The sequence below is a fragment of the Amygdalobacter nucleatus genome, assembly GCF_029167365.1.
Classification (GTDB): domain Bacteria; phylum Bacillota; class Clostridia; order Saccharofermentanales; family Fastidiosipilaceae; genus Amygdalobacter; species Amygdalobacter nucleatus.
The window spans coordinates 550,001-564,006 of sequence record NZ_JARFNM010000001.1 but is presented as its reverse complement, the minus strand read 5'-3'; the positions used below and the strand labels follow the sequence as shown (position 1 = coordinate 564,006).

Annotated in this window: 10 protein-coding genes and 2 rRNA genes (1 of these 12 cut by a window edge); all 12 read right to left on the bottom strand. The window is 41.1% G+C overall.

Going from position 1 to position 14,006, the window contains the following annotated elements; all coding sequences use genetic code 11:
* Positions 1-68: 68 nt before the first annotated feature.
* A complete protein-coding gene (locus PYS62_RS02535) occupies positions 69-740 on the bottom strand; it encodes an IMPACT family protein (RefSeq protein WP_066713823.1) in 672 nt (223 codons plus the stop codon).
* A 6-nt stretch (positions 741-746) separates the two neighbouring features.
* The gene (gene lon / locus PYS62_RS02530; RefSeq protein ID WP_156422955.1) at positions 747-3,368 is read right to left on the bottom strand and encodes an endopeptidase La; all 2,622 of its coding nucleotides are present in this window, start codon (positions 3,366-3,368) and stop codon (positions 747-749) included.
* A 64-nt stretch (positions 3,369-3,432) separates the two neighbouring features.
* Positions 3,433-4,635, bottom strand: coding sequence for an elongation factor Tu (gene tuf / locus PYS62_RS02525; protein ID WP_066713828.1), 1,203 nt, complete (start codon positions 4,633-4,635; stop codon positions 3,433-3,435).
* A gap of 108 nt (positions 4,636-4,743) precedes the next feature.
* A complete protein-coding gene (gene fusA / locus PYS62_RS02520; protein WP_066713831.1) occupies positions 4,744-6,810 on the bottom strand; it encodes an elongation factor G in 2,067 nt (688 codons plus the stop codon).
* Positions 6,811-6,837: 27 nt separating this feature from the next.
* Positions 6,838-7,308: a 30S ribosomal protein S7 gene (gene rpsG / locus PYS62_RS02515; protein WP_066713834.1), complete on the bottom strand. Its 471-nt coding sequence runs from the start codon at positions 7,306-7,308 to the stop codon at positions 6,838-6,840.
* 128 nt (positions 7,309-7,436) lie between these two features.
* Entirely contained in the window at positions 7,437-7,865 is a 429-nt protein-coding gene (rpsL, locus tag PYS62_RS02510; protein ID WP_066713859.1) for a 30S ribosomal protein S12, read from the bottom strand.
* Positions 7,866-8,005: 140 nt separating this feature from the next.
* The gene (locus PYS62_RS02505; RefSeq protein WP_066713837.1) at positions 8,006-8,470 is read right to left on the bottom strand and encodes a 23S rRNA (pseudouridine(1915)-N(3))-methyltransferase RlmH; all 465 of its coding nucleotides are present in this window, start codon (positions 8,468-8,470) and stop codon (positions 8,006-8,008) included.
* Positions 8,470-9,768: a UDP-N-acetylglucosamine 1-carboxyvinyltransferase gene (gene murA, locus PYS62_RS02500; protein WP_066713840.1), complete on the bottom strand. Its 1,299-nt coding sequence runs from the start codon at positions 9,766-9,768 to the stop codon at positions 8,470-8,472. The genes PYS62_RS02505 and murA overlap by 1 nt, the downstream gene beginning before the upstream one ends.
* A gap of 12 nt (positions 9,769-9,780) precedes the next feature.
* Positions 9,781-11,118 (bottom strand): sensor histidine kinase, encoded by a 1,338-nt coding sequence (locus PYS62_RS02495; RefSeq protein ID WP_156422956.1) that lies wholly within the window; start codon positions 11,116-11,118, stop codon positions 9,781-9,783.
* A 15-nt stretch (positions 11,119-11,133) separates the two neighbouring features.
* Positions 11,134-11,838: a response regulator gene (locus tag PYS62_RS02490; protein WP_066713845.1), complete on the bottom strand. Its 705-nt coding sequence runs from the start codon at positions 11,836-11,838 to the stop codon at positions 11,134-11,136.
* A gap of 117 nt (positions 11,839-11,955) precedes the next feature.
* Positions 11,956-12,072, bottom strand: a 5S ribosomal RNA gene (gene rrf / locus PYS62_RS02485).
* A gap of 102 nt (positions 12,073-12,174) precedes the next feature.
* A 23S ribosomal RNA gene (locus PYS62_RS02480) occupies positions 12,175-14,006 on the bottom strand (it continues 1,069 nt past the right edge of the window).

Sequence of the window (14,006 nt, the reverse complement as noted above, 5' to 3'; positions counted from 1 at the left end):
AGCATATAATTCATTTTAGCTATATCTATTTAAATAGATATTTTGTTAATCTAATCGCTAGAAATTAATTATCCATCTTCGCCTTTTAAATTAGGTGTATATGGTATAGTTACTAGCTCTGTGCCTAACTTTTTAATTTGTTGTTTAGAGCCGTTAAGTTCATCTAAATAAACTTCCAACGCACTTATTTCTTCAGGTTTAAGGATCAAAACCAACGTCACTTTAGCAGCAAACTCATTACTAAATATCTGCCACTTCTGTTTGTTAGCGTAATAGCAGAACTGATCATAAAGCGCATAATCCAAACTAAATGTCACTTTTTCCCGTTTGACTAAACGTTCATAGCTAGCTTCTTGTAAAGCCAAATTACCTGCTTTGCTATAAGCTCTGACCAAGCCACCTGCCCCTAGCAAAATACCGCCAAAGATTCTCGAAACAACCAAAAGCGTGTTATTTATTCCAGCTTCAGTCAAAACATGAAAAAGCGGGGCCCCTGCTGTCTGACTAGGCTCTCCATCATCACTAAATTTGGCATACTGTTGTTCATTCAGCGTGTCATAAAATTGCCAAGCATAGACATGATGCTTGGCATCTGGTTGCCTAGTTCTAATTTCAGCTAGTTTTTGCTCAAGCTCAGCTAAATTAGCAATGGGTACAGCATACGCAATAAAAACTGAACGTTTGATAGTCAAGCTGATAGTAGCTTCTGACTGTACCTTAACTAGTTCTGTTTTTAACATAAATATCTACTCACTAAGCAAGGCATGTTGCCAAACTTCTTCGACCCGTTTAACTGAGATAATCTGCAAGTTTTCCTTTACTTCCTTATCAACATCTGTTAAATCCTTAACATTCGCAATTGGGATCAAAACTGTATGCATCTTAGCTCGATAAGCTGCCATCAATTTTTCTTTGAGGCCACCGATTGGAAATACGCGTCCAGTTAAAGTCAATTCACCTGTCATGGCAATGTCATGTCTGACTTTCTTATGACTTAGGGCAGAATAAAGCGCCGTTGCTAAAGTTACGCCTGCTGAAGGGCCGTCTTTAGGTGTAGCACCTTCAGGAATATGAATATGAACATCTAATTCTTGCCATTTAACTTCATCTAACTTTAATTCATCTGCCTGACTGATAATATAAGTCCAAGCCACGCTTGCTGATTCTTTCATCACATCACCTAAATTACCAGTTAAATGAATCTTACCATTACCCTTACTGATCTTAACTTCAACTTCCAACGTCACGCCGCCGACATAAGTCCAAGCTAGACCTGTAACAACGCCAACTAAATCGTCTTTATGCACACCTTCATCAATATAGGGCGCCACTCCCAAATAGTCAGCCAGATCTTTTACTTTCACGCTTACAGGCAACAAGGCATCTTCACTCTCAGCCAAAATTTTTGTCGCAATTGTACGGCAAATTGTCTTCAAACATCTTTCTAACTGTCTAACACCCGCTTCACGCGTGTAATTATCAATAATGTAACGTAAACACTTATCGCTAATTTTTATCTGCTTGGAAGTGTATGCTATTGAGGCTAAAAGTTGTGGCCAAAGATAATGCTTAGCAATTTGCAGCTTTTCAGTTGCCGTATAAGAACTTAGATTAATTACATCCATTCTATCGTACAAAGCCATCGGTATATTTTCGTAATCATTGGCTGTGACTATAAACAAGACCTTACTCAAATCATATGGTAAATCAACGTAATTATCGCGGAACTTGTCATTCTGTTCGCCATCCAAAACCTCCAACAAAGCAGCTGCTGGATCACCCTTACTGCTATAAGCCAACTTATCAATTTCATCTAGCAAAATAACGGGATTGTCACATTGAGCTGTTTGAATTGCCTTGATGATTCTACCTGGCATAGCCCCAATATAAGTGCGTCTATGGCCGCGAATTTCAGACTCGTCATCTACACCACCTAAACTTATACGCTCAAGTGGTCGTTTAAGTGCATCAGCTATTGAACGCGCAATGGATGTCTTACCAATACCAGGAGGTCCGATCAGGCACAACAATTCAACCGTCTTCCCCTTCGTTTGCTTGACAACACGCAAATGACGCATTGCCAAATATTCTAATATACGCTTCTTGACCTTCTCCAAACCATAATGATCAGACTCTAACTTCGCCTTAACTTGCTTAATATCAAAATTTTCAGCCACCATTTTGCCCCATGGCAAACTCAAACAAAGATCAATATAATCACGCAAATTAGCAGCTTCTGGGCTTGTTGAACCAAAAATGGCCAATTTATCGATCGCCTCTTGTAATTGCGCACGAACATCTGGCTTGAGCTCAAATTCAGCTAGTTTTTTGTTAAGTTTGGCAATCGTATCATCTTCTTTACCATTACTCAGCTCTTTACGCAACAATTTTATTGTGTTTTTGATTACATAATCGCGCTGCTCAGCTTTGATGAGATCTTCTGTTTCACGATCAATTTGTCGTCTTAGATTTGCCATACCCAAATCGCGCTTAACTAAATCCAACGTTAAATACAAACGCACAAGCACATGTGGACAGGCCAATAAATAAACTTTTTCAATATAAGAAACAGGTACTGTCTCGGAAATGGCATCACACAAGGCAGAAAGATCCATCTTCGTGTAAAGTGACTGATACTTGCCTAAATCATTCGCAGACTTATTTTCAGCTAACCATTTTTCAAAATAAAGGCGCAGAATAGCCTGCAAGGCAGCTAAATCATTGTTTTTCAGTTTTGTACCGGATTTAGGTAAGGAAAAGCCGATTTGCTTCTCTAAAGTCGAACGATTGATAGTTTTAAATTGATAATCATCAGCTAACAATCTGACCTGAACCAGATCTATTTGCCCATCAGATTGCCGTTCAACTAGTTCCGCACGGCAAAGTACCTGTATCATCACACGCGTGGAATTATTATCATCATCGTCCTGCAATGATAAAATCTGCCCAATCACACCGACTTTAAGTTGTTTATACTCACTATCGCGGAAACTAATAAACTCAGGTTCTTTAGTTTTATTAGTAACATGTTGAGATTTAGCAAAATCAGCTAAACTAGCTTTCTCGGACTCATCCAGCAAAGAAGCAATGAAAACAAGTCCATTACCGTCTAAGCTCCGCATCGCACCTTGATAAGCAATATAATCAGCACAATCAAAGACACCATTACTTCCAGGTAAAACACAACTCTCATACACAGATAATTGAGGCATAACCAATAGTTCATTATCTTTTTCATGCTCTGAAAGTTGCCTAAAGAAAACTTCATGCTGGTTAGAAGTCTGCCCATTAGAACGCAATGAAGCAAAATAATTCATCTCATCTTGATAAATAGCAAATAAATCTAATTTAACCTTTTTCCTAGCCATATAAACAACCAATATAGTAAAAAAGGGTGGCGTAAGCCACCCTTAAATAATCACACAGTATAGATTACTCGTAAATCTTAGCAACTGTACCAGCACCAACTGTACGACCACCCTCACGAACAGCGAAACGTAAACCTTGCTCAATAGCGATTGGGTAAATCAATTCGATATCCATGTTGATATGGTCACCAGGCATACACATCTCTGTGCCTTCTGGCAATTTGATAGAACCAGTAACGTCTGTTGTACGGAAGAAGAATTGTGGACGATAACCATCAAAGAATGGCTTATGACGACCACCTTCAGCTTGTGTCAAGACGTAAACTTGGCCTTCAAACTTAGTATGTGGATGAATTGTGTTAGGCTTAGCCAAAACTTGACCACGCTCAACACCATCACGAGCAATACCACGCAACAATGTACCGATGTTTTCACCAGCTTGTGCGAATTCCATGCTCTTGTGGAACATTTCAATACCAGTAACAACAGTCGAAACAGGCTCATCGTTCAAACCAACGATTTCAGCAGCTTCGTTCAACTTGACTTGACCACGCTCGACACGGCCAGTAGCAACAGTACCACGACCAGAAATTGTGAAGACTTCCTCGATAGGCATCAAGAATGGTTGATCGATAGGACGATCTGGTGTTGGGATGTATTCATCAACATTCTTCATCAATTCAAGAATGCACTGATACTCAGGAGCATTAATATCTGTAGATGAGCTCTCCAAGACCTTCAAAGCAGAACCACGAACGATTGGTGTGTTATCGCCATCGAAATCGTATTCATTCAAGAGGTCACGAACTTCCATCTCAACTAAGTCAAGTAATTCTTCATCATCGACTTGGTCAGTCTTATTCATGAAAACAACAATTGTTGGAACGCCAACCTGACGAGCTAACAAGATGTGCTCACGTGTCTGAGGCATAACACCATCAGCAGCGGAAACAACCAAGATAGCACCATCCATCTGAGCAGCACCGGTGATCATGTTCTTAACATAGTCAGCGTGCCCTGGGCAGTCAACGTGTGCATAGTGACGTTTTTCAGTCTCATACTCAACGTGTGTAGAGTTAATTGTGATACCACGCTCACGCTCCTCTGGTGTCTTATCGATGTTATCGTATGAAGTGTATTCTGCATCGCCAGCGAGAGCTAATACTTTTGTAATAGCAGCTGTCAAAGTTGTTTTACCGTGGTCAACGTGGCCAATCGTGCCGATGTTGACGTGGTCCTTTTTTCTCTCATAAACCTTCTTACCCATATGAAGGATCCTCCTTTTGCTAAACGCAACTAAAATGACAATCGGCAAAAGCCAATATCTTAATATTAAAGATTTTTACAAAATTTGCAAGTCACTTCGTCACTTTGATTATTGTTTTAATACTTTTTCCATAATTGACTTAGGCACTTCTTCGAAGTGGTCAATTTGCATCTGGAATGTACCACGGCCCTGTGTCTTAGAACGCAAAGCTGTAGCATAACCAAACATCTCAGCCAATGGAACCATAGCCTTAATCTTTTGGGCACCAGTTAAAGCTTCCATACCTTCGATACGGCCACGACGTGAGCTAATATCACCCATAACATCGCCCATGTACTCTTCAGGTACAGTAATATCAACACGCATTACAGGCTCCAACAAAATTGGATCTGCCTTACGCATAGCTTCCTTGAAAGCCATAGAACCAGCGACCTTAAATGCCATTTCAGAAGAGTCAACTTCGTGATATGAACCATCAACCAAGCGAACCTTAACGTCAACAACTGGATATCCACCTAAGATACCAGCCTTCATAGCTTCCTGAACACCAGCGTCAATTGGTGCAATAAATTCCTTAGGAACAACACCACCAACTGTTACGTTCTCAAAGCTATAACCAGCACCTGGTTCATTAGGTTCAATTTCGATAACAGCGTCACCATATTGACCATGACCACCAGACTGACGTACGAACTTACCCTGAGCTCTTGCAGGCTTACGCACAGTCTCTTTGTAAGCAACTTGTGGAGCGCCAACATTAGCTTCAACCTTAAACTCACGGAACAAACGATCAACAATAATATCAAGGTGTAATTCACCCATACCAGAAATAATTGTTTGTCCTGTTTCAGCATCAGTATATGTTCTAAATGTAGGATCTTCCTCAGCTAACTTACCTAAAGCAATCATCATCTTATCTTGTGATGCCTTTGACTTTGGCTCAATAGCAACAGAAATAACTGGTTCTGGGAACTCCATTGACTCCAAGACGATTGGATGATCTGGGTCGCAGATTGTATCACCAGTTGTTGTTTCCTTAAAGCCAACGATAGCTGCAATATCACCAGCATAAACATCAGTGATCTCTTTACGGTGATTAGCATGCATTTGCACGATACGGCCGACACGCTCACGCTTATTCTTTGTTGCATTCAAAACATAAGAACCAGCTTCCAAATGACCTGAATAAACACGGAAGAAGCAAAGCTTACCTACGAACGGATCAACAGCGATCTTAAACGCTAAACCAGCAAATGGTGCATTATCATCGGATGGTCTCTCTTCCTCTTCTTCAGTTTCTGGATTTACGCCCTTAATGTGTGGCACATCTAATGGTGAAGGTAAGAAGTCAACAACAGCATCCAAAACTTTCTGAACGCCCTTGTTACGATATGAAGAACCACAAACTACTGGGATCATCTCGCAACGGCATGTTGCCTTACGCATAGCATCCTTCATCTCATCAATTGTCAATGTTTGGCCGTCTAAGTATTTCTCGATCAAAGTATCATCAGACTCTGCGATCTTCTCGACCATCTTATCGTGCCACTCATTAGCCAAATCAACATACTCAGCTGGAATATCAGTCTCTTCAACTTCCTTGCCATCTTCGCCATGGCTGATATATGCCTTCATTGTCATCAAATCAATTTCGCCAATGAATGTATCTTCTGTACCGATTGGAATCTGAATAGGTACTGCATTAGCATGTAGGCGATCGTAAATTGACTGCACAGATTTATAGAAATCCGCACCAGTAACATCCATCTTATTAATGTACACGACACGTGGAACGCCATAGTGATCAGCCTGTCTCCAAACAGTCTCTGTTTGTGGCTCAACACCGCTCTTAGCATCCAAAACTGTGACAGCTCCGTCCAAGACGCGCAAGGAACGTTCAACTTCAACTGTAAAGTCAACGTGACCTGGAGTATCAATGATATTGATGCGGCAATGTCTCCATTGTGCAGTTGTAGCAGCAGATGTAATTGTGATACCACGCTCCTGCTCTTGTGCCATCCAGTCCATGGTTGCACCACCATCGTGTGTTTCTACCATCTTATAGATACGACCTGTGTAGTACAAGATACGTTCTGTTGTAGTAGTTTTACCAGCATCGATGTGCGCCATGATACCAATGTTACGTGTATTCTCAAGTGAGAATTCTCTTGTCATTAATTACTACTCCTTTGTTAAATGCAATTACCATCTGTAATGGGCAAAGGCACGGTTTGCTTCTGCCATACGATGCATCTCTTCTTTACGTTTGAATGCACCACCGGTACTGTTACTTGCATCCAAAAGCTCACCTGCTAAGCGCTCGACCATAGTCTTCTCGCTACGCTTACGTGCAAAATCAACGATCCAACGCAGTGACAATGTTTGACGACGCTCTGGTCTTACTTCGACTGGGACTTGGTAGTTAGCACCACCTACACGGCGAGCCTTAACTTCCAATTGTGGCATCGTATTCTCTAAAGCTTTTTCAAAAATCTCTAAGCCCTCTGTATTTGCTTTCTCGTTTACCATAGCAAGAGCTTCATAAACGATTCTCTGGGCTAAACCTTTCTTCCCGTCCAACATGACGTTATTGATCAACTTACTGACTCTAACATCATGATACAGGGGATCAGGAAGAACTTCTCTTGTTGGGACATGTCCTTTTCTTGGCACTTGTCTTCCCTCCTTTACATGATAGTGCGAATTTCATCGCCATCACAGGTACTCAAATCGCTAATGCGACTGTCAGGCCATCACATGTATAAATGTGAGTACTGATCTTTGAGTTCAACCTGATCCGATTATTTCTTAACCTTAGCTGACTTTGGTCGTTTAGCACCATACTTAGAACGACCCTGCATTCTGTTAGCAACACCAGCAGTATCCAATGTACCGCGAATGATATGATAACGAACACCAGGTAAATCCTTAACACGGCCACCACGAATCAAAACAACTGAGTGCTCTTGCAAGTTGTGACCAATACCAGGAATGTATGAAGTTACTTCCAAACCTGAAGTCAAACGAACACGAGCCACCTTACGCATAGCTGAGTTTGGTTTCTTTGGTGTTGTTGTCTTAACGACAGTGCAAACACCGCGCTTTTGTGGTGAAACAACGTTGCTTGTACGCTTCTTCAAAGTATTCATCTTTACATGCAAAGCTGGTGCTTTTGGCTTGTAAGTCTTTGAGCTGCGTCCTTGCTTAACTAACTGATTGAACGTTGGCATCAATACTCCTCCTTTCACAGGCAAAACTAATAGATTGGCACAAAACCAATCTTCACAATTATAATCTTCTTTTTGTATTTTGAAAAGGCCAATTTGACCAAAAAACACGTAAAATTTAGCTTTTACGCAACCTAATCAGCCTATTTGTGATAGGCTTCATTCGCATTTATTTTATATGCACGGTAAATTTGTTCAATTGCAATAAATCTAGCTACACCATGCGTTAAGGTTAAAGGGCCAAACGCCCATGTCGCCTGACATTCTTTAATTATATCAGCAGCAAGACCTCTTGAAGAACCTATTATCAATGTAAGCTCCGAATTTCCTTGCTCCAACCATTTAGGTAGCTTCGCTGCTAACTCTTCTGAGCTAAGTTCTTTACCATGTGGTGTTAAAGCAACCTTATAAGCTTTCGTAAGCCACTTTTGCCGAATTAAATCAGCTTCTATCTTGAGTGCCCGTCTAGCTTCCATCTGATCAGGCTGTGCAGTAATTTCAACTATACTTAAATTGCAAAAACGTCTTAAGCGTTTCTGAAAATCACTAATACCCGTGAGAATGTATTTTTCCTTAACAGAACCAACAGCTACAATCTGTACCTGCATCAATCGCCTGCCTGTGAAAAATAAGCTTCTTCAGATTCATTACGAATTGAAATATCCGCACCCAGACCTTGCAGTTTTTCCACGAAATTCTCATAACCACGCTCAATGGAACTTACTTTAAAGATCTCAGTTTCACCTTTAGCAATTAATGCTGCCAAAACCATCGCAGCTCCAGCACGCAGATCATGTGCTTCCACAACAGAGCTTGTCAATTGACAAGGCCCTTCAATCAAGGCCATACGATCAGCTATCTGAATATGCGCTCCCATCTGCTGCAAATAATCCACATATTGGAAACGATTATCCCATACGTTTTCAAACATCCTACTGATACCAACAGCCTGAGTTAATAAAACAACCGTTTGCGGTTGCAAATCAGTTGGGAAGCCAGGATATGGCAACGTCATAAAAGAAGTAGCATGAAACTTTTTCTCTGAATCAGCAATGATATGACAATAATCATCACCGGAAATCACAGCTATACCCATCTCTTTAAATTTAGAAGTTAAAGGTTCCATATGTTTAGGAATCAAATTTTTAACAATAACATTACCCTGCGTAATAGCTGCAGCAATCATAAACGTACCAGCTTCAATCTGGTCAGGAATAATTGAATATGTAGCATTAGCAAGCAAACAAGAAACACCTTCAACACGTATTACATCCGTACCAGCGCCACGAATCTGAGCACCCATAGCATTCAAAAAGTTAGCTGTATCAACGATATGTGGTTCCCGTGCAGCATTCTCTATCACAGTTCGGCCAAAAGCTTTAGTTGCTGCAATCATCAAATTCATAGTTGCACCAACACTGACTTTGTCCATATAAATCTTATTACCAGTCAAGCAACGCTCAACTGTAAAATTGATTTTGCCATAACTAATAGAATGTTTAGCACCTAACGCATTAAAGCCCTTAATATGCAAATCAAATGGACGCGTGCCAAAATTACAGCCACCTGGCAAAAAGCACTGTACCTTACCAAAACGCCCTAAAATTGCACCCCATAAATAGTATGAAGCCCGAATCTCTCTAGCACGTGTATTTGTAACTATATGTGTGTTAATAGTCGTTGGATCTATTCTTAAAGTACCATTGTTAAATTCTATTTCAGCGCCTAAATCACGAATAATCTCAACTAAAGATACAATATCCGAAATCATGGGCACATTTTCAATTACACACGGTCCATCCAATAAAACACTAGCAGAAATAACACCTAAAGCAGCATTCTTAGAACCGCTAACTGTTACCTCGCCTTTTAACCTATGTCCACCTTTAACATAATAACTAGTCATCGTCACACACCATTACTGTTCTAAAACAATTTTCAAATCTGCATCACTTACATCAGCTATATTCTTAATTTCAACGCCATAGTCTTTGGCCTGCGCTAACAACTCATTCTTAGCTGCGATAAACCATGGATCAGTAAGCGTATCACTCTTATTTGCAGCTTTAATCATAGAACGATACATGCTACCTTCCGCTGGCAAAATAATCGTAAACTCAGTACCAGAACCTAATACCGACTGTACCAAAATCTCGCCATGATGCATCTTAACCAGTTCTTTGACAATAGAAAGTCCCAAACCAGTTCCGCCACTTTGCCTTGTTCCACTATTATCCACACGATAAAAGCGGTTAAATATGTAAGGCAAATGCTCCTCAGAAATTCCAATACCGTTATCAGCAAACTTAATTGTAACATCTTCCAGCAAACAGCTGATATAAATATCAAGCTTGCCACCGCGTACACCATATTTTATAGCGTTACCTATAATATTACCAAAAGCACGAGATAAAGAATCAGGTTCAGCAAAAATCATCGGCACTTTATTCAAAACATAGCAATTAACAGTAATCTCTTTTTCAGCAGCTTGTATAGAAAAGCGATCAATCAGGCTTCTAATTAAAGGCTCAACCTCAGTAAGTTCTACGTGTGATTGACGTCTGTTACCATCAATACTAGACAGTAAGAGCAAATCGCCGACTAATGCTTCCATTCTAAAAGCATCATCACGGATTTTTTCAACATCTTGTTTAATCTGTGCCTTATCCTTTTCCTTAATGCCCCAATCTAATAGCGATTCCGTATAAGCCTTAATTGTTGTAATCGGGGTTTTAAGTTCATGTGAAACGTTCGCCACAAATTCTTTTCGCTGTTTATTTAGTAACTCTTGCTGTGTAAAATCCTGCACGACAACTACAGTATTTAAAAGTTGCTTATCCTGATAATTAGTCTTAACAGCTAAATTGACAGACTTATCGTTAACTGTAAACGTAATAGACTTTGGATTGACTTGCATTAAAAATAAGCTCTTTATACCAGGTACATGCCCAAACAGAGTCAACATATCTGTCAAAGAACTAGGCTCCTCATGCAAAGATAAGAGCTCTAAAGCACTTTTATTAACGAAAGTACATTTACCATTTTTATCAAAATAAATAATGCCTAAATGCAAACCAGAAAAAGCTGCTAGCTCTAAGCTAGCCTCCTTATCATTCGTCGAACTGAAATCTAAGAAAGGTAAAAAGTGCAAAAACAATTGTCTAAGTCGCTTATGCCTACGTAAGAGCAACAAAAACAAGATTAAACAGACAATTGTAAAAGACAAAGCTAAACCAACAACTAATAACGGATCCAAGGCAACCTCAACCAACTAATCTACTACTGGCTTCTTCTCAAAATAATAGCCAACACCACGCTTAGTCATGATATAACGATAATCACCTTGATTGGTCTCTAATTTTTCACGGGTACGTCGAATAGTAACATCAACTGTTCGAACATCACCATAATATTCATAGCCCCAAACCTTGCATAACAAATCTTCACGTGAGAAAACTTGTCCAGCATTAGCAGCCAAGAAACGTACAAGTTCAAATTCACGTAAAGTCAAATGCAAATTTACGCCATTACGTCTAACTTCATAGCAGTCAGAATCGATCTCAATCTCGCCGAATTTCATAACCTTAGAATCGTTGTTCTCAACTTCACCAAGATTAGATCTACGCAAAGAAGCCTTAACACGTGCCAAAACCTCACGGATGCTAAACGGCTTGGTAATATAATCATCAGCTCCAAGTTCAAGACCCAAAACCTTATCAATCTCCTCACTCTTCGCAGTAAGCATGATAATAGGCATTTGGAACTTCTTGCGCACACGTCTACAAACGTCAAGGCCATCAATACCTGGCAACATACAATCAAGAATAATCAGATCAGGTACATCCTTATCGATCATTTCAAGTGCCTGCAAACCATCATAAGCTGCACGAGTAAAGTAACCTTCACGCTCTAAATTAGTTGACAAAACATCAACTATATTCTTTTCATCATCAACAATTAAGATTTTAAAGCTCATACCCATAACCCTCTACGTAGTACTTAAATAATAGCAAAAAAACGCTATCTAAACAACATTGCGCACAATAGTAGCAAGCAATGGAATAAAAATATTAATAAAAAAGGACATAAAAAAATCCGGCGAAAACCTATTTTCCCGGGCCGTCTCCAGCCAAGTATCTTCGGCACAAAGGAGCTTAACTTCTGTGTTCGGAATGGGAACAGGTGTGGCCTCCTCGTTATCTTCACCGGAATGGTAAGGGTGAAACACCCTCAAAACTACACAGAGCTCTTAGTAAACTCTATAACTTCCTCAAGTTCTTCGTCATCTTTAAGACTACTCTCTTTTGAAATTGTGGTCAAGTCTTCGATCATTAGTATCTGTCCGCTACGTACATTACTGTCTTCCACTCCAGACCTATCAACCTGTTTGTCTTTCAGGGATCTTATAACCTTGAAGGTTTAGGAAATCTCATCTTGAAGGAGGCTTCACGCTTAGATGCTTTCAGCGTTTATCCCGTCCAAACTTAGCTACCCAGCTGTGCCATGAACATGACAACTGGTACACCAGAGGTTTGTCCATCCCGGTCCTCTCGTACTAGGGACAGCTCTTCTCAAATTTCCAACGCCCACAACAGATAGGGACCGAACTGTCTCACGACGTTCTGAACCCAGCTCGCGTACCACTTTAATCGGCGAACAGCCGAACCCTTGGAAGGGACTTCCCCTCCAGGATGTGATGAGCCGACATCGAGGTGCCAAACTCCCCCGTCGATGTGAACTCTTGGGAGGAATCAGCCTGTTATCCCCAGGGTAACTTTTGTCCGTTGAGCGACGGCAATTCCACTTTCTACCGCCGGATCACTAAGTCCTACTTTCGTATCTGCTCGACATGTACGTCTCGCAGTCAGGCTCCCTTATGCCTTTGCACTCGTTGCACGATTTCCAACCGTGCTGAGGAAACCTTTGAACGCCTCCGTTACTTTTTTGGAGGCGACCGCCCCAGTCAAACTGCCCGACTGCCATTGTCCCATTGCCAGATTATGGCAACTGGTTAGAAATTCAATATCATCAGAGTGGTATCCCACCGTTAGCTCCCTTGAATCTGACGACTCAAGTTCTCAGCTTCCCACCTATGCTGTACAGATAATATCGAATCCCAGTAACAATCTACAGTGAAGCTCCATGGGGTCTTTCCGTCTAGTTGCGGGTAACTTGCATCTTCACAAGTACTACAATTTCACCGGGTACGTTGTTGAGACAGTGCTCAAGTCATTACGCCATTCGTGCGGGTCAGAACTTACCTGACAAGGAATTTCGCTACCTTAGGACCGTTATAGTTACGGCCGCCGTTTACTGGGGCTTAAGTTCTATGCTTCGATTGCTCTAACATTTCCCCTTGACCTTCCAGCACCGGGCAGGCGTCAGCCCCCATACTTCATCTTTCGATTTAGCGGAGACCTGTGTTTTTGCTAAACAGTTGCTCGAGCCATTTCTCTGCGACCTAATTGCTTAGGCTCCCCTTCTCGCGAACTTACGGGGTTAATTTGCCGAGTTCCTTAACAACGCTTCTCCCGCTCGTCTTAGGATTCTCTCCTCATCTACCTGTGTCGGTTTACGGTACGGGCGCCTTTATACTAAATAGCAGCTTTTCTCGCCAGTGTGGAATCATTTACTTCGGTACTTTATTTCCCTCCTCATCACAGCTTGCCTTTGGATGCGTTCTTTACTACATCCCAGCTTCTCTGCTTGAACTCACTCTTTTTGCAGTGAGCTAAATTATCCTCCTGTGTCCCTGCCTCTCTTATACATATAACGGCGGTACAGGAATTTTGACCTGTTCTCCATCGGCTACGCCTCTCGGCCTCGTCTTAGGTCCCGACTAACCCTGGGCGGACGAACCTTCCCCAGGAAACCTTAGATTTTCGACGGCATAGATTCTCACTATGCTCTCGTTACTTATTCCAACATTCTCACTACTGATACATCCACATGTACTTCCGTTCATGCTTCTCCTGCTTACAGTACGCTCCCCTACCAATCTCTCGATTCCGTAGCTTCGGTATACAGCTTAGCCCCGTTTATCTTCGGCGCAAATTCACTCGACTAGTGAGCTATTACGCACTCTTTTAATGAGTGGCTGCTTCTAAGCCAACATCCTAGCTGTCTATGCAAACTCACATCCTT

Excerpts from the sequence above, each read along its gene's own strand:
- murA (WP_066713840.1), bottom strand. The coding sequence starts at position 9,768 with ATGACTAGTTATTATGTTAAAGGTGGACATAGGTTAAAAGGCGAGGTA.
- PYS62_RS02490 (WP_066713845.1), bottom strand. The coding sequence starts at position 11,838 with ATGAGCTTTAAAATCTTAATTGTTGATGATGAAAAGAATATAGTTGAT.
- fusA (WP_066713831.1), bottom strand. The coding sequence starts at position 6,810 with ATGACAAGAGAATTCTCACTTGAGAATACACGTAACATTGGTATCATG.
- PYS62_RS02505 (WP_066713837.1), bottom strand. The coding sequence starts at position 8,470 with ATGCAGGTACAGATTGTAGCTGTTGGTTCTGTTAAGGAAAAATACATT.
- PYS62_RS02535 (WP_066713823.1), bottom strand. The coding sequence starts at position 740 with ATGTTAAAAACAGAACTAGTTAAGGTACAGTCAGAAGCTACTATCAGC.
- tuf (WP_066713828.1), bottom strand. The coding sequence starts at position 4,635 with ATGGGTAAGAAGGTTTATGAGAGAAAAAAGGACCACGTCAACATCGGC.
- rpsL (WP_066713859.1), bottom strand. The coding sequence starts at position 7,865 with ATGCCAACGTTCAATCAGTTAGTTAAGCAAGGACGCAGCTCAAAGACT.
- lon (WP_156422955.1), bottom strand. The coding sequence starts at position 3,368 with ATGGCTAGGAAAAAGGTTAAATTAGATTTATTTGCTATTTATCAAGAT.